We start from the raw sequence: 25550 nt of genomic DNA, 5'->3' as shown, positions 1-25550 counted from the left end.
ACCCGACACCCCGTCAAATGACCGTCCGCCGATGGACACAGTGTCCACGAATGGACACGCCGTGGTGCCGTCAAGCCGGGCGATTCTGCTGATCGACGACAACCCGGCGGTGTCGCGGGCGATGGAGATTGCATTCCGCATGGCCGGCCACCGGCTCGACACCGCGAACGGTCCCGAAGAAGCATATTCCTGCCTCGCGCGGCGGCGGTACGACGCAATCCTGCTCGACATGAATTTCCGCATGGGCGAATCGAGTGGTGGAGAGGGGCTGGCCTGTCTTGCCCGGATCGTCGCGGACGACCCCGCCGCCTGCGTGGTCGTCATCACCGCGCACAGCGGTATCCGTATCGCGGTGGCGGCGATGCAGGCGGGCGCGCGCGACTTCGCGATGAAGCCGTGGCGCAACGCCGAACTGGTCGCCAAGGTAGAAACCGCAATCGCCCGCGGCGCACCCGCCCCGCCGGGAACGCCGGCTGCATCGCCCGCCGACCTTATGGCGGAGCCACCGCGACTGCTGGGCGACAGCGTGGCGATGCAGGCCCTGCGCACGCTGGTCCACCGTATCGGACCAACCCCCGCCAGCGTCACGATCACCGGCCCGTCCGGCGGCGGCCGGACGCTGACCGCGCTGGCAATCCATGCCGCCTCCCCGCACGCCGACACCGCGCCGGTCCGGATCGACCTGCGGGACGAAGCGGCGTGGCAGCGGCTGGACGACGCCGGCGGCACCGCGATCCTGCGTCATCCGGATCGGCTGGATGGCGTTGCACAGGCGCGGTTGCTCGATCGTATCCCGACCGCGCTCCGCTGCATCGCGATCGCCGACGCCATCGCGCCGATCGTGCCGGCGCTGTACCGCCGGCTGGCGACGGTAGAGGTCGCGATACCCCCGCTCGCCGATCGCCAGGACGATGCCGTGCTGCTCGCCCGCCACTTCGCCCGCATCGCCGCGGCCCGGTTCGGAAAGCCGCAGGGGCGGTTGACCGGCGCGGCCGAGGCGGCGATCCGCACAGCCCGCTGGCCGGACGAGGTGCGCGGGCTGGCGCTGGCGATCGAACGGGCGGTACTGCTGTCGGGCGACGGCACCGTCGATGCCGCCGCCCTTGCCCTGCCTGCCGTGCCGACGGCCGTTCAAACCGCCAGCGCCGCCGGCAACACCGATGCGAACTTCGACCTGACCGATGCCGAGAAGACGATGATCGAGGCGGCGCTGCGCGAACATCGTCATAATGTCAGTCATGCCGCGGCGGCGCTGGGCCTCAGCCGGGGCGCGCTCTACCGGCGGATGGCACGTTATGGACTATAGGCGCGGCGTACCGGTGATGGTGAGCGCACTGGGTCTCGTCGGCTGCGGCGTGGCCGGCGCGATCGCATGGGCGGACGGGCTATGGGGACTGCTAACGGCGGCGATGCTCGTCACGATCTGGCTCTGCGTACTCAACTGGTGGGCCGTGGTGCATCCGCGCCTCGCCCCGCAACCTGCCGCCACCCCTGCGGATGCCGACGCGATGGCCCTGCGCGTCCTGCTCGATGCGGCGCCGACACCGCTGCTCGCGATCGAGGGGGCGGCGGCGCGCGCGCTAAACCGTGCCGCACGACGCCTATTCGCGACCGACGACCGCATCCTGCCCGTGCCTGCCGCGCTGACCGATCCCGCCGTCACCCATTTCCGCCACGAGGCCCGGCACTGGCGGATCGATCGCGTCGCCCTGCCCGACGGACGCTGTGTCGCGGCACTGATCGACATCGAGCAGGAGGAACGGACCGCCGAGGCGCGGGCGACCGCCGACCTGATCGAGGTGCTGGGCCACGAACTGCTGAACGGCCTGGCACCCATCGTATCGCTGGCCGAAAGCGGCGTGGCGGTGCTGGCAAAGACCGATGTCGACGCGGTGCTGCTGCGCGAGATCGTCGGCACGCTGGCCCGCCGGGCGGACGGGCTGCAACGCTTCACCGAAGCCTATCGTACCCTGGCCCGCCTGCCCGAGCCGGTGCGGCGGCCGGTGCGCCTGACCGACATGGCGGACGATCTCGCCCGGCTGTTCGCGGGGCGCTGGCCGACGGTGGCGCTGTCAGTCGCGGCAGACGAGGCGGAATGGCCGCTCGATCGCGATCAACTGAGCCAGGCACTGTGGGCGCTGCTCCAGAACGCGGCCGAGGCCGCGGTCGCGGCGCCCCCCGCGCAGGTCGCGCTGCGCCTGCACGCGGACGCCGCCGGGCTGACGATCGAGGTGGAGGACAACGGAACCGGCGTCCCCCGCGACAAGGCGACCCACATCTTTCGCCCGTTCCACACCACCAAGCCCGACGGAACCGGTGTCGGCCTGACCCTCGCCAGACAGATCGCGCTGGCCCATGGTGGCACGCTGGCTTTGCTGCCGATGTCGGCGACCATATTCCGGCTGATCCTTCCGGATATCCGTCAGGGACCCGGCGAACGCGCGACCGCTGCCCGGCTTGTTCCCCCTGTCGCGAACCGCTAGCCTCCATTCGATAAAGGGGAGTGGCGGCCGATGAAGAAAACGATGTTGGCGCTGATACTTGCCATGTCGCCGACGGCGGCCCTCGCCGAATGGCACGAGGCCCGCAGCCCCCATTTCACGATCTATTCGGAAGACGATCCCAAGGCGCTGGCGGCATATGCCGACAAGCTGGAGCGGTTCGACCACGCACTGCGCCGTCTCCGCAAGGTCGACGATCCAGCCGTATCACCCGCCAACCGCGTCACGATCTTCGTGGTGCGCGACACGTCGACTGTCCGCAAGTTGCTGGGGGGCGACAATAGCTGGGTCGCCGGTTTCTACCGGCCACGCGCGGCGCACTCGCTTATCGTCACGTCGAGCCTGAATTTCACCGGCAATGACAGCCGTGGCGCGCTCGATCCCATGACGGTGCTGCTGCACGAGTACACCCATCATTTCCTGCTGGAAAACTTCGCCGCCGCCTATCCCGCCTGGTTCGTCGAGGGCTTCGCGGAATTCGCCTCGGCAGCGCAATTCGACGCGGATGGCGCGATCGGGATCGGATTGCCTGCCCAGCACCGCGCCCGCGCGCTGGCCCGCCCGGATGCCCTGTCGCTCTCGACGATGCTGGCCGACGACAAGCGCAAGCTGAACGATCGCGAGAAGGCATCACTCTATGCGACGGGGTGGCTGCTGACCCATTATCTCTTCTTCGCCGATGCGCGAAAAGGGCAGCTTGCCAGCTATCTCAATGCCATCAACAACGGCACGTCGCGGCAGGAGGCGGCACAGGCGGCGTTCGGCGATCCGGATGTCCTCAGCCGCGAACTGAACGCCTATGAACGGCGCAAGCTGGATTATATCCGCATCCCGCCCGCTACGGTGGCGAGCGGCAGGATCGAGGTGGTCGGCCTGTCGCCGGGCGCCGCGGCCGTCCTGCCGCTCCGGATGCGGCTGAAGCGCGGCGTGCTGCGGCCGGACGCCGCGGCGTTCGTGAAGCTGGCGCGCAGCGCCGCAGCGCCATTCCCCAATGACCCCGATGCGCAACTGGTGCTGGCCGATGCCGAGGCAATGGCAGGGGAACTCGACGCCTGCGATGCCGCCATCGCCCGGGCCTTGGCGGTACGGCCTGATTCCCCGGCCGGGTTGCTGGCGCGGGCGCATAGCGTGATGCGCCGCCGCGACGATCATGGCGCGCGAGCCGATTGGCCGGCGATCCGCGCCGCGATCAGCCGCGCCAACAAGGCGGAGCCGGACAACCCCCTGCCGCTGATGCTCTATTACGACAGCTTCATCGCCGGTCAGCAGTCACCGACCAAGCTGGCGATCGACGGCTTGGAACGCGCATTCGAAATCGCCCCGCAGGACCCCGGTCTGCGCCTGCGCCTGGCGACGCAACTGGTGACCGATCGACGTTTCGAGGAAGCGCGGATGGTGCTGGCGCCCCTCGCCTATTCGCCCCATGCCGGATCGCAGGTGGAGACGGCGCGGGATATGCTCGATCGCCTGCCGGTGGAAACCGCGAGCCGATGATGACCGGTCGCCTGCCCGCTCGATCAGGACATCCACACCACGGAGTTGCGCCAGCCGCATCGTGACGTGCCCGGCCGCGGCAGGCTGTCATCTGCATCGATCAGCCCCCTCATGAACCGTGAGATTCCATGACCGATCTGAACAGGCGCGACGCGTTCGCGCTGGCGGCGTTGACCGGCGGCGCGGCACTCGTCTCCGGGACGCCGGCGGCGGCGGGTCCCGCCGGGCCGACCTGGCGCGGTGGATATGAAGGCCAGCGTATCGCCGACCTGGGCGACGGGCGCTTCCTCAACCCGTTGATCGGCGGCGATCGGCCCGATCCCGCCATCCTGAAGGACGGCGCGGATTACTACATGACCTTTTCCAGTTTCGACAGCTATCCGGGGCTGACGATCTGGCATAGCCGCGATCTCGTCAACTGGCGCCCCCGCACCGCCGCGCTTACCCGCAACATCGGCTCGGTCTGGGCGGTCAGCCTGGAAAAGCACGATGGCCGCTACTTCCTCTATATTCCGGTCAAGGCGAGCCCGCGGAACGACGTCTTCGTCATCCACGCCGATCATATCGACGGGCCGTGGTCCGATCCCGTGAGCCTCGGCCTCCACAGCCATATCGATCCCTGCCACGCGGTGGGCGAGGATGGCTCGCGGTGGCTGTTCCTGTCGGGCGGCGATCGTATCCGGCTGTCCGCCGATGGCCTGTCGACGGTCGGCAAGGTGGAACATGTCTACGATCCGTGGCGCTATCCCGACGACTGGGATGTCGAAGGGTTCAGCCCGGAAGGCCCCAAGATCCACCGCCACGGCGGCTGGTTCTACATGATAACGGCGGTCGGCGGCACCGCCGGGCCGCCGACCGGACATATGGTGATCGTCGCCCGTGCGCGCTCGATACACGGACCCTGGTCGAACGATCCCGGCAACCCGATCGTGCGCACCGTCTCGATGGACGAGAAATGGTGGTCGCGCGGTCATGCCAGCCTTGTCGAGGCGCCCGATGGCAGCTGGTGGTCGGTCTATCACGGGTACGAAAACGGCTTCTGGACCCTGGGCCGGCAGGTGCTGCTCGATCCCGTTCGCTGGACGGCGGACGGCTGGTTCCGGATGACCGGCGGCGACCTGTCGAAACCGTTGCCCAAACCCAAAGGCGGGCAGGCAGGCCCCCATGGCCAGCCGCTCTCAGACGATTTCACCGCGCCGCTGAAACTGGGTGAGAAGTGGAATTTCTTCCGCCCCGGCCCCGCCGAAGCCGATCGCATCCGTATCGATCAGGGTGCGCTGGTGTTGAAGGCGAGCGGCACGGCACCGGTCGACTCCTCACCGCTGATGCTGATCGCGGGCGATCAATCCTATGAATTCCAGTGCGATGTCGAGATCGCACCGGGCGGCACCGCCGGCCTCGTCCTGTTCTACGACGACAAACTCTATTGCGGTCTGGGTTTCGACGAACGACGCTTCGTCACCCATCAATACGGTATCGAGCGCGGGCGCCCGCCCAACCCGTACGGCCGCCGCATGACGATCCGCATCGCCAACAAGCGGCATATCGTCGCGATCCACACTTCGGGTGACGGTGGCCGCACATGGCGGCGTTTCGACCGCGGCATGGAGGTATCGGGCTACCACCACAATGTCCGCGGCGGTTTTCTGATGCTGCGGCCCGGCCTCTATTCGGCCGGCGCGGGGGAAGCGCGCTTCCGGGATTTCCGGTTCCGTGCCTTGGGATAGCGGATCACTCATGAGGGATCGGGTCGGGCACGGCATCCGGCCTTCTCGACACTCGCGGGACATGATGGTAGCGCCATCATCCTAACGACGGACGTGGATGGGCGGTGGTTGCGGACCATCGACGACGTGTCCGCCACGGACTTGGGAGCAGGGATGATGGGCATGATGACCAGCCGGGGAAAACGGGCTCTTGTCGCGGCGCTGGCCTGCGCCGCATCGGTGATGCCCGCCAACGCCGCCCCGGCCACGGCATCCGCGCCGCGGATCGTATCGCGCGACGGACGCCACGCGCTGATGGTCGACGGCGCACCGTTCCTGATGCTGGGCGTGCAGGCGAACAACAGCAGCAACTATCCCGAGATGTTGCCGAAGGTCTGGCCGATGGTCGAGCGGCTGCACGCCAACACGCTAGAAATCCCGGTCGCCTGGGAACAGGTCGAACCGGTCGAGGGCCGGTTCGATTTCACCTATGTCGATGCCCTGCTCGCCGGGGCCCGGGAGCGGAACCTGCGGCTGGTGCTGCTGTGGTTCGGGACGTGGAAGAACACCAGCGCCGGCTATGTCCCCGCCTGGGTGAAGACCGATGGCCGACGCTTCCCACGGATGCGCAAGGCGGATGGCAGCGCTCATTACGCGCTGTCGCCGCATTCCCGCACCACGCTGGAGGCGGACAAGCGCGCGTTCGTCGCGCTGATGCGTCACCTGCGCGATGCGGATCCCGATCACCGCGTCATCATGGTGCAGGTCGAGAACGAGAGCGGCGTCTATGGTCAGAACCGTGACATGGCGCCCGCCGCACAGGCGCTGTTCCGGGGGCCGGTGCCGGCCGCGCTGCGCAAGCGGGGCAGCTGGACCGAAGCCTATGGCAAGCTGGCCGAGGCGGCGTTCAACAGCTGGCATGTCGGCCGCTATATCGACGAGATCGCCGCCGCCGGCCGGGCCGTACATGATGTGCCGATGTACACCAATGCCGCGGTCGGCAGCCCGTTCGCGACCCCGGGCGAGGATGGCGGCGCCAGTGGCGGCCCCAACTGGCCGGTAATCGACGTGTGGAAGGCGGCCGCTCCGCATCTCGATCTGGTCGCCCCGGACATCTACAACCGCGATGCCCGGGCCTATGCCGAATATCTGCGGCTGTACGACCGGCCGGACAATGCGCTGATGGTGCCCGAAACCGGTAACGCCGCCGATTATGCCCGCTTCCTGTGGACGGTGCTGGGCCGTGGCGGGATCGGTTTCGCGCCGTTCGGCTTCGACGATACCGGCTATGTCAACTATCCGCTGGGTACGAAGGTCGTCGACGCCGCGACGGTCGAGGCATTCGCGGAGAAATACGCATTGATCGCGCCGATCGCCTCGACATGGGCCGGGCTGACATTGGCGCATCCGACCTGGGGCAGCGCCAAGCCCGCCGATGGCGGCGACCAGACCATGGTGATGGGCCGTTGGCGCGTCACGACCCAATATGGCCTGTGGCAGTTCGGCGAGAAGGACTCGCCCTGGCTGAAGACCGATCCCCACCCCGCGAAAGATCAACCGGTCGGCGGCGCCGCCGTCATCCAGCTTGCCACTGACGAGTTCCTGATCGCGGGGTCGGACGTGCGCGTCCGTCTCGACCTTGCCACGCCGGTCAAGGGAACTTCATCGCAGCTGCTGCGTGTCGAGGAGGGCAGCTATGACGCCGTCGGCACCTGGCGGCGCCTGCGCGTTCTGAACGGCGACCAGACCGATTACGGTCTCAACTTCACCCGGCCGATGCTGATCCGGGTGACGATGGGGACGTACCGATAGCATCGATCCCGACCCTGCGCCGGGTCGGTAGGGGCAGGCGACGCGATGTCGGTCGCGTCGCCTGCCACAGGACTATTTGACGCCGCACGTCACCGGTCCGGCCGGCGCGCTGCCGATCCGGACGGCCGACACGTCGATGCCGAGCGTACCCGCCGTGGTCAGGACGAACGGTTTCACGATCGTGCCCATCTTCAGCCCCTGATCGGCGAAACAACGCAGCGGCACCGCGATGGTGGTCCAGTCGCCCTTCACCAGGGCACCGTTCAGCGGCACGGTCGCGGTCTTCGCGGTATCCGCCATGCCCAGCGTCACCGGTGCGGTCGGCGCGGCGGTGACGCGGTAATCCACGATCAGGCTGAGCTGGCCGTTCGATTCGCGCGTCACGTCGATCGGCATCGCCTGTTCGATCGCCGCCTCACCCGATCCCTTGCCGTTCCAGACGAGGCGGAGACTGTCTTCCTGCGCATTGCGATCGGTACGCGTCTGCGCCAGCGGGCCGCCGCTGTTGAAGCGTGCGCCAGCCGCGATCCGGCCACGCACGAACAGCGCGTTCTGGTCGCCTGCGGTCACCTTCGGCTTCGTCTCGTCAAGCTGGGCGAGCGGGGTGTTCGCCGCATAGGTCAGGCCATAGCCGATCGGGAACAGCGGATCGTAACCGGGATCGCGCCGGTTGAGGACATACTGGTCCAGCCGCTTCGGCCACGAGAAACTGAGCTTGCCGCGGAAATCATGCGCCGGGCGCCCGTCTTTGCCCGCGACCAGCACGTCGGCGACGCCGCCGCCCTCCGTACCCGGCAGGAACGCCGCGACAAAGGCATCGGCGGCGTTGAGTTCGGGGTTCACCCATAACGGGCGCCCCGACAGGAACACCGCGACCGTGGGCACCCCCGCCGCCTTCAGCCGCTTGAGCATCGCCAGATCGCCCTTGTCTTCCGGGCTGTATTCCAGCGTCGGACGGTCGCCGGTGAATTCGGCATAGGGCGTCTCGCCGAACACGACGATCGCGACATCGGGCTTTTTGGTGAAGCTGCCGTCCGGTGCCAGCGTCGCCGTGCCGCCGCCCGCGGTCGCCGCCTTCCGGATACCGGACCAGATCGATTCACCGTTGGGGAAGTCCTTGTTGGTGACGTCGGTGCCCTGCCACGTGATCGACCAGCCGCCGGACTGTACGCCGATATCATCCGCCGCACGCCCGGCGACCAGGATGTTCGCCCCCGCCTTCACCGGCAGCACGCTGCCGTTGTTCTTCAGCAGCACCAGCGATTCACGCACCGCGGCCCGCGCGATGGCGCGATGCTCCGGCGCGCCGAGCAGGTTGAACTTGCCCGACAGCGGCCGTGATGACGGGCGTCCTGCCTCGAACGTGCCGGCCAGCACCTTCACGCGCAGGATGCGGCGCACCGCATCGTCCAGCCGCGCGGCCGGGATCGTGCCGTCCTTCGCCTCGCGCAGCGTGTTGGCGTAGAGCTGCTTCCAGCCGGGACCGGAGTACATGAACATGTCCAGCCCCGCGTTGATCGCAGGTGCGCAATCCTCGTTGGTGCAGCCCGTCACCTGTCCGTGCGCGTTCCAGTCGCCGATGGTAAAGCCCTGAAAGCCCCATCGTTCCTTCAACACGCCGGTCAGCAGGCTCTTGTTCCCGGTCATCTTCTCGCCGTTCCAGCTGGAAAAGCTGGGCATCACAGTCAGCGCCCCGGCGGGCAGCGCGGTCATGTAGCCGGCGGCGTGGACGTCGCGCAGCACCGCTTCGGGCACGCGCGCATCGCCCTGATCCCGGCCGCCGGTGCCACCATCGCCCAGGAAATGCTTCACCGACGAGATGACGTGGCCGGGCTTCATGAAGTCCTTGCCGATCGTACCCTGAATGCCCTCGACCATCTCGGCGGCATAGGAGGCGACGATCGCCGGATCCTCGGAATAGCTTTCGTAGGTGCGCCCCCAGCGATCGTCCTGCACCACCGCGACGGTGGGCGCGAAGCTCCAGTCGATGCCCGTCGCCGCCGTTTCCGCGGCGGTGGCCGCGCCGATCCGGCGGATCAGTGCGGGATCGCGCATCGCACCGAGCCCGATGTTGTGCGGGAAAAGCGTCGCGCCGACGATGTTGTTGGCACCGTGGACCGCGTCCGTCCCCCAGATCACCGGCACCACCGGGCGCCCGTCGGTACGCTTGACCGACGCGTCGTAGAACGCGTCGAACAGCTTGAGCCATTCGGGGGCGGGCGCGCGCTCGTCGTTGTTCGGCGCGGAATTGCCGCCGTTCAGGATCGAGCCGAGCTTGTACGTCTCCAGATCGCGTGGCTCGATGCTGGCGATGTCGACCTGCAACAATTGCCCGACCTTGTCCTCGATCGACATCTTCGCCAGCAGCGCGTCGACGCGCGCCTCCACCTTGGGATCGCGCTGGAGCTTCATCCGAAGTGCCGGCCACTGCGCGGGGTTGGCGACGGCCGAGGCCGCAGGTGTCTGTGCCAGTGCGGGAACCGTTCCCGCCATCAGCGCCATCACCGCGCCCGCCGTACCAAATCCCATCCGCATTCCACTCTCCCTCGCCGTCTCGAACAGCGGCGGCAGGACCAAGCCGTGCAGCACGCGCCGTGTCAACAATACATATTTCAATTTGGCTTTTTGGGCCCGCTGTGCTTCCTGCCGCAACCTGACGATCGCTTGCCGGCGGATCGCCGACGAGAGGATATCATGGCAATCTACGGGAAACCGATGTTATTTTCCGTCGCGCTGCTGGTCGCCGCCCCCGCTGCGGCGCAGTCGGTGGCCTCCCCCGACGGACGCGTCACGGTAACGCTGGGGACGAACGAAGCCGATCAGCCAACCTATACCGTCGCGGTGGCGGGACGACCCGTGATCGCCCCGTCCACGCTGGGCCTGGAGTTCGAGCGCTACGCCAAGCTGGCGAACGGACTGCGCCCCACCGCGACCAGCCATAGCCAAGGCACCGATCGCTACACGCTGTCCGCCGGCAAGGTCGCCGCGGTCGTCGACCGCTACAACCAGATCGTCGTCCGCTTCGCCGAACGGGATGGCCAGCGCCGGCGCCTCGATCTGGTCGTGCGCGCCTACGACACCGGCGTCGCCTTGCGCTATGCCATACCGCGACAGCCGAATCTGACCAGCTTGCGCCTCGCCAACGAGCTGACCCAGTTCGCCTTCGCCGGCGACTATGCCTGCACCGGCCTCAATCTCGGTCGGTTCGATACCGGTCATGAAGGCGAATATGATCCGGTACGGGCCTCCGCGATCCGGCCGCACCACCTCTACGAACTGCCGCTGGTCTGCGAGACGGACAAGGGCGGCCCGACGATCGCCATCGCGGAAGCCGCGGTGGAGAACTGGCCGGCGATGTACCTGACCGGGACCGAGACGGGCGCGACCGGCGTCGCCGCCCGCCTGTCGCCACGGCCCGACGATCCTGCCATCGCGGTGAACCTGGATGTCGGCGACGGCGTCGTCTCGCCCTGGCGGGTGGTGATGATCGCACCGATCGCGGGCAAGCTGATCGAGAACACGCTGCTGACCAGCCTGAACCCCGCCCCCAATGGCGATTTCAGCTGGGTGAAGCCGGGCAAGACCGCATGGGACTGGTGGTCGGGGCCGATGCTGGCGGGGGTGCCAAAGGCCGGTTCCAACGCGGCGACGCAGCGCGGCTTCATCGATTTCGCCGCCTCGCTCGGCCTGCCCTACATGATGGTGGACGAGGGCTGGTACATCAACAGCGGCGGTGGCGGCACGCTGTACCCCGGTGCCGACCCGACCGTACCGGTGGCGGAGATCGATCTGCCGGGGCTGGTATCCTATGCCCGTGGCAAGGGCGTCGGCCTGATCCTGTGGATGCACTGGCAGTTGCTCGACCGCGACATGGAAAAGATCCTGTCGTTCGTTGCGGCGGCGGGGGTGAAGGGGATCAAGGTCGATTTCATGAACCGCGACGATCAGACGATGATCGCCTTCTACCACCGGCTGGCCGCCGCCACCGCACAGCATCGCCTGCTGCTCGATTTGCACGGCGCGACGCATCCCTGGGGCATGACGCGGGCCTGGCCGAACTACCTGACGCAGGAAGGCGTGCTGGGCGCGGAATACAACAAGTGGACGAAACGGATCACCCCCCGCCACAACATCACGCTGGCCTATACCCGGATGCTGGCGGGACCGATCGACTATACCCCCGGCGGCTATCGCAACCATACGCCCGAAACCTTCGCGATCGCCGCCACCGGACCGCAGACGCAGACGACGCGCGCGGCCGAACTGGCCAAATACGTCGTCTACGAAAGTCCGCTGCAATCGGTCGCCGATACGCCCGATGCCTATCGCGGCCAGCCGGGGCTCGATTTCCTTGCGGCGGTGCCGGCGACGTGGGACGAGACGCGCTTCCTGACCGGCAGCATCGGTGAATCGATCGCCATCGCGCGGCGCCGCGGCGATCGCTGGTATATCGGCGCGATGACCGATACCGCGCGGCGGATGACGATCCCGCTGTCATTCCTGAAGCCGGGCCGTCATGGCGTGCGGTTATGGGGCGATGGTGCCGCGCCGACCGACGTGGCCGCCTCGTCGTCCACCGTGCAGGCGGACGACACGCTGACGTTGGATCTTGCTGCCGCCGGTGGAGCGGCCGCGATCATCGCCCCCCTTCGTTGATGCCCGGAGCAGCCGTCATGACCAAGACCATCGCCCTGTTGCTGATCGCCGCGCTGGCCGGCTCCGCCCTCGCACAGACGCTGCCGACCGCCGGGCAGAAGGCGCAATGGGCCCGCGAGGCGGAGGAGCGGCTGCGCACGGACTGGCCGTGGCTGGATCGTTATCGCACCGCCAATGCCGCGGTCACGAAGCCGGTGACGGTGGTGTTCATCGGCGATTCGATCACGCAGGGCTGGTTCGACATGATGCCCGGTTTCTTCACGCCCGGCCGCCAGGGGCGCGGCATCGGCGGCCAGACGACGCCGCAGATGCTGCTGCGTTTCCGGCAGGACGTGATCGACCTGAAACCACAGGTCGTGCAGATCATGGCCGGCACCAACGACATCGCCGGCAATACCGGTCCGATGACGGCAGAGCAGACCAGGGCCAACCTGATGTCGATGGCCGAACTGGCCCGCGCGCACGGCATCCGCGTGATCCTCGCCTCGATCCCGCCCGCAGACGGCTTTCCGTGGCGGCCGGGTCTGGACACCGCAACGCCCATAGCGGCGATGAACGGCTGGATCAGGGATTATGCAGCGCGTACGGGCGCGACCTATGCGGATTATTGGAGCGCTCTGCACGATGGCCAGGCGTTGCGCGCGAGCATGACCTATGACGGGGTCCATCCCAACAAGGCGGGCTATGCGGCGATGGCGCCGGTAGCCGAAGCGGCGATCCGGGCGGCGATGGCACGGCCCGCGCCGAAGGCGATCGCGCGTTGATGCTGGCGATCGCGCTGGCGATGGCCGCTGCCGCCGGCCCGGTGGTGCGGACCGACGACGGACCGGTCCGGGGCGAGGCGCTGGCCGGTGGCGGTGCGGTGTTCCGGGGCATTCCCTATGCGGCGCCACCGGTCGGCCCGCTGCGCTGGCGTGCGCCGCAACGACCGCGTCGATGGACGGCGCCGCGCACCACCATCGTCCCCCATGCCGCCTGTCCGCAGGTGGCGTCAGGCGAATGGAACCGCGCCGCGGCGGCGGGCGGGGCGGAGGATTGCCTGTTCGTCGATGTCCGCACGCCCGGCACGGCCCCGACCGCGAAGCTGCCGGTGCTGGTATGGATTCACGGTGGCAGCAACCGGGCCGGGGCGGGCGGCGGTACGGTGGAATCACGGATCACCGATCATGGGCTGGTACTGGTCAGCGTCCAGTATCGGCTCGGCACACTCGGGTTCATGTCGCATCCCGCGCTCAGCCGCGAACAGGGCGGGCGCAGCGGCAATTACGGATTGATGGACCAGCAGGCGGCGCTGGACTGGGTCCGGCGCAACATCGCCCGGTTCGGCGGCAACCCCGCCCGCGTGACGATCGCCGGAGAATCCGCGGGGGCCATGGATGTCGGCCTGCATCTGCTCAGTCCGGGATCGCGCGGCCTGTTCCATCAGGCGATCGCCGAAAGCGGCACCGCGGGCTTCGGCACCGTACCGCGCAGCCTGGCGGACAACGAAACCCTCGGCACCGCCATCACCCGCGCCGCCGGCTTGCCCGAAGGTACCACCACCGCTCAGTTGCGCCGCCTGCCCGTCGATGCGATCCTGCGGGCGGACAACGGCATCGACGTGCCGGGTCTGGACGACGACAGCTTCGTCTGGTTGCAGGCGATCGTGGACGGTCGCGTGCTGCCCGACACCCCCGCCCGACTGCTGGCGAACGGCCGGATCAACCCCGTGCCTTTGGTCATCGGCGTCAACGCCCGCGAACTGCCGCTGCACGGGGGGCTGGCTCACGCCGCGACGACGGTGCGGCAGGCATTCGGCGCCAATGCGGAACAGGCGCTGCGCCTGTACGGCCTGCAACCGGGCGACGTGCCGGTATCCGATCCGCGGCTGGGCGACGTGACGATGCAACTGGCGACCGACCTCACCTTCCGCTGCCCGACGATCGCGGTGTCGAACGCGCTGACCTCGCGCGGCGGGACGGTGTGGCAGTATCAGTTCGACTATGCGCCGCCCGGCGGCACCGTCAGCCATGCGAGCGAACTCGGCTATCTGTTCAATACGCCGCAACCGGGGCAGCCGCCGCTTCAGGCCTATTGGGTCAATTTCGTCAGGACGGGCGATCCCAATGGCGGCGCATTGATCCGCTGGTCGGCCTACGATCGCGCCGGCCGGGCATATATGGCGTTCGACCAGAATGGCCCGGTGGCCAAAACCGGACTGCGCCAGCCGATCTGCGATCTGCGGACCGTACCATAATCGCCGTGGCCGCACATCGCCGGCCCGCGACCACGACGAAGAAGGCAAGACAGGGTATGGAGATCAGGTTCGGGACGAAACAGGGAATACCGGCCGATCCCGCCGCTCCGGAGGAACGCGACGCCCGGTTGTCGGGCAGCCTGTCGGGCACCAATCTGGAACGCGCCGGCCAGTATAATCTGCGCACCGTGCTGCAGGCGATACGGCTGGATCAGGATACCACCCGCGTCGCCATCGCCCGCAAGACCGGGCTGACCGCGGCGACGATCGCCAACATCACCGGCCGCCTGATCGAGATGGGGCTGCTGCGCAACGCCGGCCGCCGGCAGGGTGGGCGCGGCCAGCCCGCGCTGCGGTTGCAGATCAACCCCGATGGCGCCTTCAGCATCGGGCTGAACGTGGATCGCGATCATCTGACGCTGGTGACGCTCGATCTGGCCGGGCAGGTCCGCAGCCGGGTGACGCGCGATATCGCCTTCGCGATGCCCGACGATGTCGTAGCCTTCGTCCTCGACGAGATGGATCGCCTGATCGCCGATGGCGGCGTCGACCGCGACCGGATGCTGGGGGTCGGCGTCGCGATCCCCGACGATCTCGGCCGTATCACCCTGCCCCATCAACCGGCGGGCTATCATGTCTGGAACGAGATCGACCTCACGCGGCTGCTCGCGCCGGTGCCGTGGCCGATCCACCGCGATAACGATGCCGCCGCTGCGGCGCTGGGCGAAGCGGAATACGGCACCGGTTTCGACAATCCGAACTTCTTCTACCTGCTCATCAGCGCGGGACTGGGCGGCGCGCCGGTGATCGACCGCTCCTATCGTCGCGGCGCGACCGGGCGAAGCGGTGAGATCGGCCTGATGCCCGACCCGACCGCCGGCGTGGCCGGCGCGATCGTGCAGGACACCGTATCGCTGTCGGCGCTGTTCAACCGGCTGGAGGCAGCAGGGTTCGCGGATATGGGTGTCGCCGATCTGGACCGCGACGACCCGGCGGTCGTCCGCGTCGTGGAGGGCTGGCTGGCCGATGCGGTGCGCAGCCTGACCGCGCCGTTGATCGCGATCGGCTGCCTGCTCGATCCGGATGCGATCCTGATCGGCGGGCGCTTGCCTGCACCGCTGATCGATCGGCTCGCGGCGGGACTGAACACCGCATTGCGCGCCCTCGCGCTGCCATCGCACGCGGCGATCATGCCGGCGATGATGGCGCAGGATGCGCCTGCGGTCGGCGCCGCGATCCTGCCGTTTCTCGACCATATCCTGCCATCCGATTCGATCCTGATCCAGAGCGGTCGCAACCAAGGCTGACGTGAATATCATGCTTGTCCCCATCCTCGCCGCGGCGCTCGCCACGACGTCGGCGGAACCGACCGCCAGCCGCCTCCGCGTCGATCAGATCGGTTACGAGGCCACCGGGCCGAAAGTGGCGGTGGTCGCGGACGACCGGGCCACGCCCCTGCGCTGGATCCTGCTCGATGCAGCGGGGCGGCAAGTGGCGCAGGGCATGACGATCCCGTTCGGCCCGGAACCCGCCTCGGGCGAAACGGTGCAGCGGATCGATTTCGGTGCCTATCGTACGATCGGCCAGGGATATCGGCTGGCGGTGGGCGATGCCGTCAGCCAGCCCTTCGCGATCGCACCACGGCCGTTCCGGCAGTTGGCGACCGATGCGCTCGGCTTCTTCTATCAGCAGCGCAGTGCCGTGCCGATCCTGGCGCGCCACGTGCAACGCCCCGATCTGGCGCGGGCGGCGGGGCACCCGCGCGAGATGCTGACGTGTTTTGCTGGCACCGACCAGCGCGGGGCGCGCTGGCCCGGCTGCGATTACCGGCTCAACGTGACAGGCGGCTGGTACGATGCCGGCGACCACGGGAAATATGTCGTCAACGGCGGTATCTCGGCCTGGACGCTGCTCGATCTTCATCAGCGGCTGGGCGCTTGGGGCGATGCAGGCGCCTTCGCCGATGGTCGACTGGCGATCCCCGAAAACGCGAACGGACAGGACGACCTGCTCGACGAGGCGCGGGTGGAGGTGGAGTTCCTGCTGGCGATGCAGGTGCCCGATGGCCGCCGCCTGACCGTCGCGATGCGCACCGATCAGGGCGGTCCCGCCGGCGATTTCCGCACGATCGACGCTGGCGGACTGGTCCATACCAAGGTGGGGGACGAAGCGTGGACCGGCCTGCCGCTGGCGCCTGCCGACGACCGGATGCACCGCTTCCTGTATCCGCCCTCGACCGCGGCGACGCTGAACATGGTCGCGGTCGCGGCGCAGGCGGCGCGGATCTGGCGGACGCGCGATCCCGCCTTCGCCGCTCGCGCCCTTGCCGCCGCCCGGCGCGGCTGGGCGGCGGCCGAACGTCACCCCGCGATCCTCGCCAGTTCGGATTTCGCGGGCAGCGGCGGTTATGGCGACCCCCGGATCGCCGACGAACGCTTCTGGGCGGCGGCGGAATTGTTCGTGACGACCGGTGATCCCGCCCTCGCGACCGTAATCGAGGGATCGTCGGTGCTGGAGACTGGCGGCATCGACCTGAGCTGGGGCGACACCGGCCTTGCCGGGCTGATGACGCTGGCGACGGTGCCCAATCGCCTGCCATCGCCGATGGTCGCCGCGATCCGCCACCGGATCGAGACACTGGCCGACCGGGTTCTCGCGGAACGGAGCCGCAGCGGGTACCGCCTGCCGATGGCCGGCGCCCGTTATGGCTGGGGCTCCAACGCGATGATGCTCAACCGCGCGATGCTGCTGGGTGTGGCCTGGCAGATCGGCCACAAGCCCGCATGGCGCGACGGCGTGGTCGATGTCGCCGACTATCTGCTCGGCCGTAACGCGCTCGACCGGTCGTTCGTCAGCGGCTTCGGCACGCGGTCGATGCACGCGCCCCATCACCGGTTCTGGGCGAAGGCGGCGGACGCGCGCTATCCGGAACCGCCGCCGGGTGTGGTGTCGGGCGGTCCCAATTCCACCGCGATGACCGACGATGTCGCCGCACCGATGCGGGGCAAGTGCGTCGGCCAGACCTGCTGGACCGACGACTGGCGCGCCTTCACCATGAACGAGGTCGCGATCAACTGGAACGCACCCCTGGTCTGGGTCGCCGCGTTCCTCGACGCGACGCGCAACCGGGCAGCCGACTGACAAAAAAGGGGGTGGGTAGCCTCACCGGCCACCCACCCCCTCAGGGCAGACGTTCGAGGATCAGAACGTCAGACGGGTCGTAACCGAGAATTGGCGGTCGCTGATGAAGCTGGAACGTGGTGCCGTCTGCCCGTCGCCGGTCAGCAGATAGGCGGTCTTCGTCACGGTGTTCAGCAAGTTCTGCGCCTCGACACCGATCTTGAAGTTCTTGTTGACCGTGAAGAACATCGACGCGTCCATCTGCCCGGCCGCCAGCGCATAGACCGGCAGGAACGGGAAGCAGCAATCACGGTTCGTCAGCAGGAACTTCGAGCGCCAGCTATAGGCGACCCGCGCATAGATGCTCGACTTGTCGTAGAACGCGGCAAGATTGAAGTTGTACTTGGACAGCCCGGCGAGCGGCAGGTTGGCATAGAGCGATCCGGTATCCACCGGCGGCGCATTGCTGGCATCGGCATTGCTGGGATTGCCGTTCGGAATCTTGCCCGGATCGACATAGGTGAACGTCGCCTGCGTCCCCAGTCCCGACAGGATACCCGGCAGGAAATCATAGGTCTGCTGATAGCTGAGTTCGGCACCCTTCACGTTCCCCTTGCCCGGCGCGTTCGCCGGACCGTTGACCAGCACGTCGAACGTCTGGCCATTGTTCGTCACCGACCGGTTGTACCCGTAATTGTCGAGGATGATGTTCGACAGCTGCTTGTAGAACAGCGCACCGCTCAGCGTGCCCACCTTGGCGAAATACCATTCCGCGGTCAGGTCGAACTGCTTGGCCTCGACGGGCCGCAGGAACGGATTGCGCGCGGTCGACTGGAAGCCGAAACTGCCGGTCGAGTTCGGCGTCACGCCGGTGAAGTTACGCAGGTCGCCAAAGCTGGGCCGCGAGATCGCCTTCGATCCGGCAAAGCGGAACTGGAGTTTCTCGGTCGCCTGCAACTTGATGTTCAACGCCGGCAGCCAGTGATTGAAACTCTGGCGGGCAACGTCCGGGAACGATGCGGCATTGGCGAAGGCGAGTGCCGCCGACTGCTGGGCCGGGGTCAGGGCGCAGAAGGAGTTGTTGACGTTCGAGGGGTTGGCACAGAACGCCACCGTATTGGCGGCGGTACCGATGATCTGGGCGTTGGTCGGAAGGGTCAGCGCACCAAAGGACTGATCCTTGGTCCGGACGAACCGGACGCCGATGTTACCCGACAGCGCCATGCCGCCGCCTAGATCGTCGATTCCGAAATCGGCGCGGGCATAGGCACTGATCGTGGTTTCCTTGTTCCGGTAATATTCGTTCGACCGGAAGTAATCGTCCACCAGCCCGGTGCGATCCTGCAACGGCACGTAACTGCCACCGCCGGCAGCGGCGGCGGTACGCAGCAGCGCCGTCAGCGCATCGTGATCGCGCAGCGTCGCATCCGAGATATACAGCGTCGAGGGCGGGTTGGTCGACTTGTTGCGGAAGAAGTCCGTGTACGAAAACAGCTCGGTCGACCCCGCCGCTGCGGTGCCGAGGACCTGCGGCCCGCCATTCGTCCACGTCTCGGACAGCGCGCCCCAGTTGTTGTAGTCGTTGGTACGCACGGTCTGGTCGCGCTTGGCATAGCGGCCGCCGACCGCGACCTTGCGCAGGAAACTGTCGTCGCTGACGTCGTAGCGCGCATCGCCACGGAATGCGTATTCATGGCCGTCATTGTCGCTGCGATTGTTCATCGCATCGTGGAAATAGATCGCGGTCGGGTTGGCGAAATACTCCGCCGCGTCGCGGCCCTGCGGCTGGAACACCACGCGCGGCGTCTTGCCGGTCACATCGAGACCGAAACCGCCATAGCTGGTGGTGCCGACATTGTCGTCGATGCTGTCCGAGAAGGAATCGACATACTGCGCATCGAGATTCAGGTGCAGTCGCTCGACCGGATCGATCTTGGCGTTGAACGAGAAGTCCTGCGTGACCGAGCGACCCTCGGTATAGCGGTTGGCGAACACGATCGGCCCGCCATTGGGGGCGAACTGCGTCAGCACCGTGCCGTCGTTCAACGCCGGCCGGAAGCCGGGGCGATACAGCGAACCGCTCGTGAACACCCCGTTGTCGTCATAGGTCGGGGTGGTGCCGGGCAGCGGCTTGACCAGCACCGAGTCACCCAGACCGACGCTGGGTTCGATCGTGTGTTCGATCCAGTTCTGCCGGGCATCGGTGCGCAGATATTGCGCGGTCAGCAACACCGTCTTCGCCGCGTTTTCGAACTGGCCGGCAGCCGAAACGCCGATGCGCTCGCGGTTGAACGACTGGGTCCGGTTGCCGCCGCCCATCGGCACGTAAACCGATTGGCGACCTGCCGGCACGGGATAGGTATCGAACAGCGTCGTCGCATATTGCGTACCCGCATTCAGGCTGCGGCCTTCGCCCGCATCCTGCACGCCATTCCCGTTACGGTCGTCGTTGAAGCGCGGCAGATAGGCGGAGATGAACACCGAATCCGACCGGCTGCGCAACTGCGAATAGCTGCCGCTGGCCAGGATGCCAAAGCGGCTGCCGCCGTTCGTGTCCCATTGCTGGCTGTACAGGCCGACGACGGAAGGCGCGCCGCGCTTCTCCAGATCGCCGTAATTCATGCTGCCCGACAGGTAGATCAGCCGCTGCTGCTGATCGAACGGCTTGCGGGTGTTGATGTTGACCGTACCGGAGATGCCGCCCTCGATCAGGTCGGGGGTCAGGTTCTTGAACACCTCGACCGAGCCGATCAGTTCGGCCGGCACGTCGTTGAAACCGATCTCGCGCCCGCCCGAGGTCGCGAACGTGTCGCGTCCGTTGAACTCGCCACGGACATAGCTCAGGCCGCGGATGACGACGCCTGAGCCCTCGACCGAGAAATGCTGCGAGTCGCTGGGGGCGGCGAAGCGGCTGATCGCGACGCCGGGCACGCGCTGGAGCGCTTCGTTGACCGAGCGATCGGGCAACGCGCCGATATCCTGCGCGGTGATCGCATCGACGACGGTGTCGGAATTCTTCTTGATGTTCTGCGCGGTGGCGAGGCTCTGGCGGACGCCGGTCACGACGATTTCCTCGCGCTCGGTATCGGGCGGCGTGACCGGGGCGGCCTGCGAGGCACCCGATGTACCGGTGGTGGCGCCAGCCTGGTCGACCGAAGTCGCCGCAGTGCCGGCGGCGACCGACGGCGTGCCGGATGTCGTGCCCTGCGATCCGGCGGCCAGCGGCTTGGTCGGCGTCGCATCATCCTGCGCAAGCGCCGGCTGCGCGGCACACAATAATGCCAACGCGGATACACCAGCGCCCATGATGCCGATCACCTTGCGATCAGCCCGACGCCCTGCACGCTCCGTCATATCTACCCCTTCAGTCCTCATCCCGAGACCGCTTTCCGATTCGAGCCGGAAAGATCTGGTCGGCATTCTGGCCAGCAGGCACCATTGCCCGACTATCCAGCACTGCTACCGCTACCGCGAAATCGTCACAAGCGAAATATCGAAACTTGATATAAGTATTCCGCCGCCGTTGTTTTTGGGACATACGGATGGCGCAGGGTACGGCCTGCGAAGGGGAGAGGCATTGCCGGAACGGGATCGGATCAGGGTCGTGATCCTCGGAGGTGGCACCGCGGGATGGATGACCGCCGCCGGGCTTGCGAGCCTCGTTCCCGGCGCCGCCTGCGTTCATCTGGTCGAGTCGGCGGATATCGGGATCGTCGGTGTCGGCGAAGCGACTCTCCCCCATCTTCGCGCCTTCATCACCCGGTTGGGCATCGACGAACGCGCGTTCATGGCCGCGACCCATGCGACGTTCAAACTCGGCATCGAATTCCATGACTTCGGCCGGGTCGGCGACTCCTACATCCATCCTTTCGGTACCTATGGTCGGTCGCTCGGCGACATCGGCTTCCATCATTTCTGGCTGCGCCGGCACCAGGCGGGGGCGGTGACGGCGATCGGCGACTATTCAGTGGGCGTGGTCGCTGCGCAGGAGCGGCGGTTCGCGCATCCCGGCCCGGACCCCGACGATCTCGCCACCGGCTACGGCTATGCGTACCAATTCGATGCCACGCGCTTCGCCCCCTTTCTGCGCGCCCATGCCGAGGCGCGGGGCGCGACGCGGACCGAGGGGCGCGTCGATGGCGTCGAACGCGATCCCGCCAGCGGCGATGTGCGCGCTATCGTGATGGCCGATGGCGAACGGATCGAGGGCGATCTGTTCATCGACTGTTCGGGCTTCCGCGCGCTGCTGATCGGCGATGCGATGGACGAGACGTGGGAGGACTGGTCGCACTGGCTGCCCTGCGACCGTGCGGTCGCCGCCCCCTGCGCCTCACCCCCCGGCCCGATCGAGCCGTTCACCCGTGCGACCGCGATGGCGGCGGGCTGGCGCTGGCGCATCCCGCTGCGCCACCGCGTCGGCAACGGCTATGTCTATGCCACCGACCACCTGTCGGACGGGGCGGCGACGGATGCGCTGGTCGAGGCGATGGAAAGCCCGCCGCTCGCCGAACCACGCCTGCTCCGCTTCCGCGCGGGGCGGCGGCGGCGCAGCTGGGTGGGCAACGTGCTGGCGATCGGGCTGGCATCCGGCTTTCTGGAGCCGCTGGAATCGACCAGCATCTATCTGGTGCAGATGGCGATCACACAGCTGATCGAACATTTCCCGGACCGCACCCTCACCGCCGCCGACCGCGATGGATTCAATGCACTGGTCGATGCGGAATATGATCGCATCCGCGACTTCCTGATCCTGCACTACCACGCCACGACGCGCAGCGATTCTTCGTTCTGGAACCATGTGCGGACCATGACGATCCCCGACAGCCTGGCGGAGAAGATGGCGTTGTGGCGTCGCACCGGCCACGTCTCCCGCTATGCGCATGGGCTGTTCCTGGAGCCGAGCTGGATCGCGGTCTATCTGGGTCAGGGCATCGTGCCCGCGGGGTGGGACCCGCGCGCCGACCTGCCCGATGCCGCGGCGCTCGACCGGGCGCTGGCGGCGTTGCGGCGGGGCATCGCCGATGCGGTCAGCGGATTGCCCGATCACGGCGCCTATCTGGCCGGCATGGGCGTGGCGGCATGACGGTGACGGGCAATCCGCGCATCGCACCCCGCGCCGTCGTGATCGTCGGGGACGGCCCGGTCGGGCTGCTCGCCGCGATTACCTTCGCCGCAGCGTTGCCGCAGGCGACGGTGACGGTGATCGCCACGCCGGACGATCCCGCCGCACTGGCGGATCGATTACCCGTCGCCAGCCCCCGCGCGCTCGCCTTCCTCGCGACGCTGGGGATCGACGAGCCGACGCTGGTCGCGGCCGGTGCCACCCACCGGATCGGTGAACGCTTCGCATGGGGTGACGCCGCCTTCACGCTGGGCACGGGCGAGGGCGTGCCGATCGTCGCCGGTGCCGCGCTTCACCAGTTGTGGCTGGCGCACGGTGCGGCCGGCCGGTTCGAGGAACTGGTACCGGCGGCGACGCTGGCGGCGACGGACCGCTTCGTCCTGCCCGAACCGGACCCCCGCTCGCTGCTGTCGCGGGTCGACCACGGCCTGCGTATCGACCCGGTGCGTGGGCGCGCGATGCTGACGGCGCGGGCGCGGGCCGCACGGGTCACGATCATGCCGTCCGCCGGCCTGCAGGTCGAGCGGGACGGCGACGTCGTGCGCGCGGTGACCCTTGCCGACGGCACGCGGATCGCCGCCGATCTGTTCATCGACGCCAGCGGCCCCGCCGCCTTGCTGGCAGCGGACGATGGCTGGATCGACTGGAGCGCCGCGCTGCCGGTCGATCGCCTGTTGCTGGCCACAGCCGTCGGTGTCCCCTCCCCCACCGATGTCTATGCCGCGGTACCGGCGGGCTGGACCGCGACCTGGCCGCTGGCCGATTGCACCCTGACCGCCTTCGCCTATGCGGGGGACATTACCGACGATGCGGAGGCTCGGCACCTGTTCGTCACGCCGGCCGATACGATCGCGCTCCATCCCGGTCGCCGGGTGCGGCCGTTGGTCGGGAATGTGCTGGCGCTGGGCGATGCCGCGGCGATGCTCGGCCCGCTCGGCATGCCGGGGTTCGCGCTGGCCTGTGCGCACCTGTCGCTGGCGCTGGACCTGATGCCCGCGCGCGATCCCGATCCGTTCCTGATCGCCGAATACAACCGCCGCGCCACGCTGCAGGCGGACCGGCTGTGCGATCATGCCGCCGCTTTCTATCACGTCGCGGTGCCGCCGGGCACGTTCTGGGGTACGGCGCGCACCCGGGCCGTGCCGGAGGGACTGGCCGTCCTGCTTGCCCAGTTCCGCCAGCGCGGCACCCTGCCGCCGCTGGAGGAGGAGATGGTGTCGCGCGCCGACTGGGCACAGGCGCTGCTCGGGCTTGGCGTGCGGCCAGTGCGCGCCGATCCGATCGCGCTGTCGGTTCCCCCCGCGACCGCCACCGACGCGCTAACCCGATTACGCGATGCGATCGCGACGTTGCCGGGGCGGTTGCCGCCCTATCCGGACTATCTGGGGATGCTGATGCGAGGACGTGCATGACCGGGGCGCCCATCCGCCGCGTGGTGATCGTCGGCGGCGGCACCGCCGGCTGGATGGCGGCCGCCGCCGCCGCCCGTTTCCTCGACGATGGCCAGCGCACCATCACGTTGATCGAATCCGATGCGATCGGCACCGTCGGCGTCGGCGAGGCGACGATTCCGCCGATCCGTGGCTTCAACGCCCGGCTGGGCATCGACGAGGCGGATTTCCTGCGCGCGACCCGCGGTACGGTGAAACTGGGGATCGAGTTCGTCGGCTGGCGCGATGGCGGCGACCGGTATTTCCACCCGTTCGGTACGCATGGACAGGATATCGAGGGGCTGAATTTCCACCAGCTCTGGCTGAAGCTTCGCCATCGCGACGGTATCGGCCCGATCGACGATTATTCGCTGGCGGCGGTCGCGGCCCGGCACCGTCGCTTCGCCCCGCCGCCGGGCGATCCGCGCTCACCGCTTGCCGGGCTCGATTACGCCTATCATTTCGATGCCGGCCTCTATGCCGCCTTCCTGCGTGCCCGCGCCGAAGCGCAGGGGGCGCAGCGGATCGAGGGACGCATCCTCGACGTCGACCGGGATGCCGAAACCGGTTTCGTCCGCGCCGTGCGACTGGAAGGGGACCGCCGCGTCGAGGCCGATCTGTTCATCGACTGCTCGGGTTTCCGCAGCCTGTTGCTGGGCGAGAAGATGGGCGTCGGGTTCGAGGACTGGTCGCACTGGCTGCCCTGCGACAGCGCCATCGCAGTGCCGACCGAACGCAGCCGCCCGCTGCTGCCCTTCACCCGTGCCACCGCGCATCGGGCGGGGTGGCAATGGCGCATCCCGTTGCAGCATCGCACCGGCAACGGCCATGTCTATGCCAGCCGCTTCATCGATCACGACGAGGCGGAACGCACCTTGCTCGCCCATCTCGATGCGCCCGCCACCGCCCCGCCCCGCCGCCTGTCGTTCACCGCGGGCCGGCGGCAGCGGATGTGGGCGGGCAACGTCGTTGCGCTGGGATTGGCCGGCGGGTTCCTCGAACCGCTGGAATCGACCAGCATCCACCTGATCCAGACGGGTATCTCGAAACTGTTCGGGCTGTTTCCCGACATGCGGTTCACTGCGGTCGAGCGGGACGAATACAACCGGCTGATGGCGAACCAGTTCGATGCCATCCGCGACTTCATCATCCTGCATTACCATGCGACCGCGCGCGACGATTCCCCCTTCTGGCGGCATGTCCGCACCATGGCGATCCCCGACACGCTGACGCGCAAACTGGCGCTGTTCAGCGAAAAGGGCCGCATCTTCCGCTACGACGACGAACTGTTCTCGATCCCCAGCTGGGTCGCGGTGATGCTGGGCCAGGGGATCGATCCCGATGGCTACGACCCCGTCGTCGACGCGCTGGATGCCGACCGGGTCGCCGATGCGCTGCGCCGGATGCGCACCGGCCACGCCGACATCGCCCGGCAACTGCCTGCGGTCGAATGACCACGCCCCTTCTTCAGGA

General features: G+C 67.8%; 15 protein-coding genes. 13 read left to right on the top strand and 2 right to left on the bottom strand.

Annotated features, from left to right (window positions below):
- The first annotated feature begins 61 nt into the window (after window positions 1–61).
- The 5 genes from ABD719_RS05855 to ABD719_RS05835 all read left to right on the top strand — a co-directional run bounded on the left by ABD719_RS05855 (window position 62) and on the right by ABD719_RS05835 (window position 7513).
- Window positions 62–1306: a sigma-54-dependent transcriptional regulator gene (locus ABD719_RS05855; protein WP_344692429.1), complete on the top strand. Its 1245-nt coding sequence runs from the start codon at window positions 62–64 to the stop codon at window positions 1304–1306.
- A complete protein-coding gene (locus ABD719_RS05850) occupies window positions 1296–2483 on the top strand; it encodes a sensor histidine kinase (RefSeq protein ID WP_344692428.1) in 1188 nt (395 codons plus the stop codon). Before ABD719_RS05855 ends, ABD719_RS05850 begins: the two co-directional genes overlap by 11 nt.
- A gap of 30 nt (window positions 2484–2513) precedes the next feature.
- Window positions 2514–3995: a DUF1570 domain-containing protein gene (locus ABD719_RS05845; RefSeq protein WP_344692427.1), complete on the top strand. Its 1482-nt coding sequence runs from the start codon at window positions 2514–2516 to the stop codon at window positions 3993–3995.
- Window positions 3996–4123: 128 nt separating this feature from the next.
- Window positions 4124–5722: a family 43 glycosylhydrolase gene (locus ABD719_RS05840; RefSeq protein WP_344692426.1), complete on the top strand. Its 1599-nt coding sequence runs from the start codon at window positions 4124–4126 to the stop codon at window positions 5720–5722.
- A 162-nt stretch (window positions 5723–5884) separates the two neighbouring features.
- Complete coding sequence (locus tag ABD719_RS05835) at window positions 5885–7513, top strand: DUF5597 domain-containing protein (protein ID WP_344692425.1); 1629 nt, start codon at window positions 5885–5887, stop codon at window positions 7511–7513.
- Between the two features lie 72 nt (window positions 7514–7585).
- On the opposite strand, the gene ABD719_RS05830 is transcribed toward ABD719_RS05835, so the two are convergent.
- Entirely contained in the window at window positions 7586–10048 is a 2463-nt protein-coding gene (locus ABD719_RS05830) for a glycoside hydrolase family 3 protein (RefSeq protein ID WP_425567115.1), read from the bottom strand.
- Between the two features lie 180 nt (window positions 10049–10228).
- On the opposite strand from ABD719_RS05830, the gene ABD719_RS05825 reads away from it, so the two are divergent.
- Genes ABD719_RS05825 through ABD719_RS05805 form a run of 5 tightly spaced genes read left to right on the top strand, consistent with a single transcriptional unit; the run spans window position 10229 to window position 17546 of the window.
- The gene (locus tag ABD719_RS05825; protein ID WP_344692424.1) at window positions 10229–12169 is read left to right on the top strand and encodes a glycoside hydrolase family 97 protein; all 1941 of its coding nucleotides are present in this window, start codon (window positions 10229–10231) and stop codon (window positions 12167–12169) included.
- A gap of 17 nt (window positions 12170–12186) precedes the next feature.
- The gene (locus ABD719_RS05820; RefSeq protein ID WP_344692423.1) at window positions 12187–12933 is read left to right on the top strand and encodes a GDSL-type esterase/lipase family protein; all 747 of its coding nucleotides are present in this window, start codon (window positions 12187–12189) and stop codon (window positions 12931–12933) included.
- Entirely contained in the window at window positions 12933–14405 is a 1473-nt protein-coding gene (locus tag ABD719_RS05815) for a carboxylesterase/lipase family protein (protein WP_344692592.1), read from the top strand. The genes ABD719_RS05820 and ABD719_RS05815 overlap by 1 nt, the downstream gene beginning before the upstream one ends.
- A 56-nt stretch (window positions 14406–14461) precedes the next feature.
- Complete coding sequence (locus ABD719_RS05810; RefSeq protein ID WP_344692422.1) at window positions 14462–15712, top strand: ROK family transcriptional regulator; 1251 nt, start codon at window positions 14462–14464, stop codon at window positions 15710–15712.
- A 10-nt stretch (window positions 15713–15722) separates the two neighbouring features.
- Window positions 15723–17546 (top strand): glycoside hydrolase family 9 protein, encoded by a 1824-nt coding sequence (locus ABD719_RS05805; RefSeq protein WP_344692421.1) that lies wholly within the window; start codon window positions 15723–15725, stop codon window positions 17544–17546.
- A 60-nt stretch (window positions 17547–17606) separates the two neighbouring features.
- On the opposite strand, the gene ABD719_RS05800 is transcribed toward ABD719_RS05805, so the two are convergent.
- A complete protein-coding gene (locus tag ABD719_RS05800; protein WP_344692420.1) occupies window positions 17607–20879 on the bottom strand; it encodes a TonB-dependent receptor in 3273 nt (1090 codons plus the stop codon).
- Between the two features lie 250 nt (window positions 20880–21129).
- Here ABD719_RS05800 and ABD719_RS05795 point away from each other — a divergent pair, with 250 nt between their 5' ends.
- The 3 genes from ABD719_RS05795 to ABD719_RS05785 are packed head-to-tail and all read left to right on the top strand — an operon-like array spanning window position 21130 to window position 25531.
- On the top strand, window positions 21130–22608 hold the full coding sequence (locus ABD719_RS05795; RefSeq protein WP_344692419.1) for a tryptophan halogenase family protein: 1479 nt from the start codon (window positions 21130–21132) through the stop codon (window positions 22606–22608).
- The gene (locus ABD719_RS05790; protein ID WP_344692418.1) at window positions 22605–24059 is read left to right on the top strand and encodes a tryptophan 7-halogenase; all 1455 of its coding nucleotides are present in this window, start codon (window positions 22605–22607) and stop codon (window positions 24057–24059) included. The genes ABD719_RS05795 and ABD719_RS05790 overlap by 4 nt, the downstream gene beginning before the upstream one ends.
- The gene (locus tag ABD719_RS05785; RefSeq protein ID WP_344692417.1) at window positions 24056–25531 is read left to right on the top strand and encodes a tryptophan halogenase family protein; all 1476 of its coding nucleotides are present in this window, start codon (window positions 24056–24058) and stop codon (window positions 25529–25531) included. The genes ABD719_RS05790 and ABD719_RS05785 overlap by 4 nt, the downstream gene beginning before the upstream one ends.
- Window positions 25532–25550: the final 19 nt, after the last annotated feature.

The sequence above is a fragment of the Sphingomonas cynarae genome, from assembly GCF_039537815.1.
In the GTDB taxonomy this organism is placed as follows: Bacteria; Pseudomonadota; Alphaproteobacteria; order Sphingomonadales; family Sphingomonadaceae; genus Sphingomonas; species Sphingomonas cynarae.
Note: the sequence above shows the minus strand (reverse complement) of the source record. Positions and strands in the feature narration are given on the sequence as shown.

Bases quoted from the DNA above. Each gene is read 5' to 3' on its own strand.
- ABD719_RS05800 (WP_344692420.1), bottom strand. From the start codon at position 20,879: ATGACGGAGCGTGCAGGGCGTCGGGCTGATCGCAAGGTGATCGGCATC.
- ABD719_RS05805 (WP_344692421.1), top strand. From the start codon at position 15,723: ATGCTTGTCCCCATCCTCGCCGCGGCGCTCGCCACGACGTCGGCGGAA.
- ABD719_RS05840 (WP_344692426.1), top strand. From the start codon at position 4,124: ATGACCGATCTGAACAGGCGCGACGCGTTCGCGCTGGCGGCGTTGACC.
- ABD719_RS05820 (WP_344692423.1), top strand. From the start codon at position 12,187: ATGACCAAGACCATCGCCCTGTTGCTGATCGCCGCGCTGGCCGGCTCC.
- ABD719_RS05835 (WP_344692425.1), top strand. From the start codon at position 5,885: ATGATGACCAGCCGGGGAAAACGGGCTCTTGTCGCGGCGCTGGCCTGC.
- ABD719_RS05810 (WP_344692422.1), top strand. From the start codon at position 14,462: ATGGAGATCAGGTTCGGGACGAAACAGGGAATACCGGCCGATCCCGCC.
- ABD719_RS05830 (WP_425567115.1), bottom strand. From the start codon at position 10,048: ATGCGGATGGGATTTGGTACGGCGGGCGCGGTGATGGCGCTGATGGCG.
- ABD719_RS05850 (WP_344692428.1), top strand. From the start codon at position 1,296: ATGGACTATAGGCGCGGCGTACCGGTGATGGTGAGCGCACTGGGTCTC.
- ABD719_RS05815 (WP_344692592.1), top strand. From the start codon at position 12,933: ATGCTGGCGATCGCGCTGGCGATGGCCGCTGCCGCCGGCCCGGTGGTG.
- ABD719_RS05825 (WP_344692424.1), top strand. From the start codon at position 10,229: ATGTTATTTTCCGTCGCGCTGCTGGTCGCCGCCCCCGCTGCGGCGCAG.
- ABD719_RS05845 (WP_344692427.1), top strand. From the start codon at position 2,514: ATGAAGAAAACGATGTTGGCGCTGATACTTGCCATGTCGCCGACGGCG.
- ABD719_RS05785 (WP_344692417.1), top strand. From the start codon at position 24,056: ATGACCGGGGCGCCCATCCGCCGCGTGGTGATCGTCGGCGGCGGCACC.
- ABD719_RS05790 (WP_344692418.1), top strand. From the start codon at position 22,605: ATGACGGTGACGGGCAATCCGCGCATCGCACCCCGCGCCGTCGTGATC.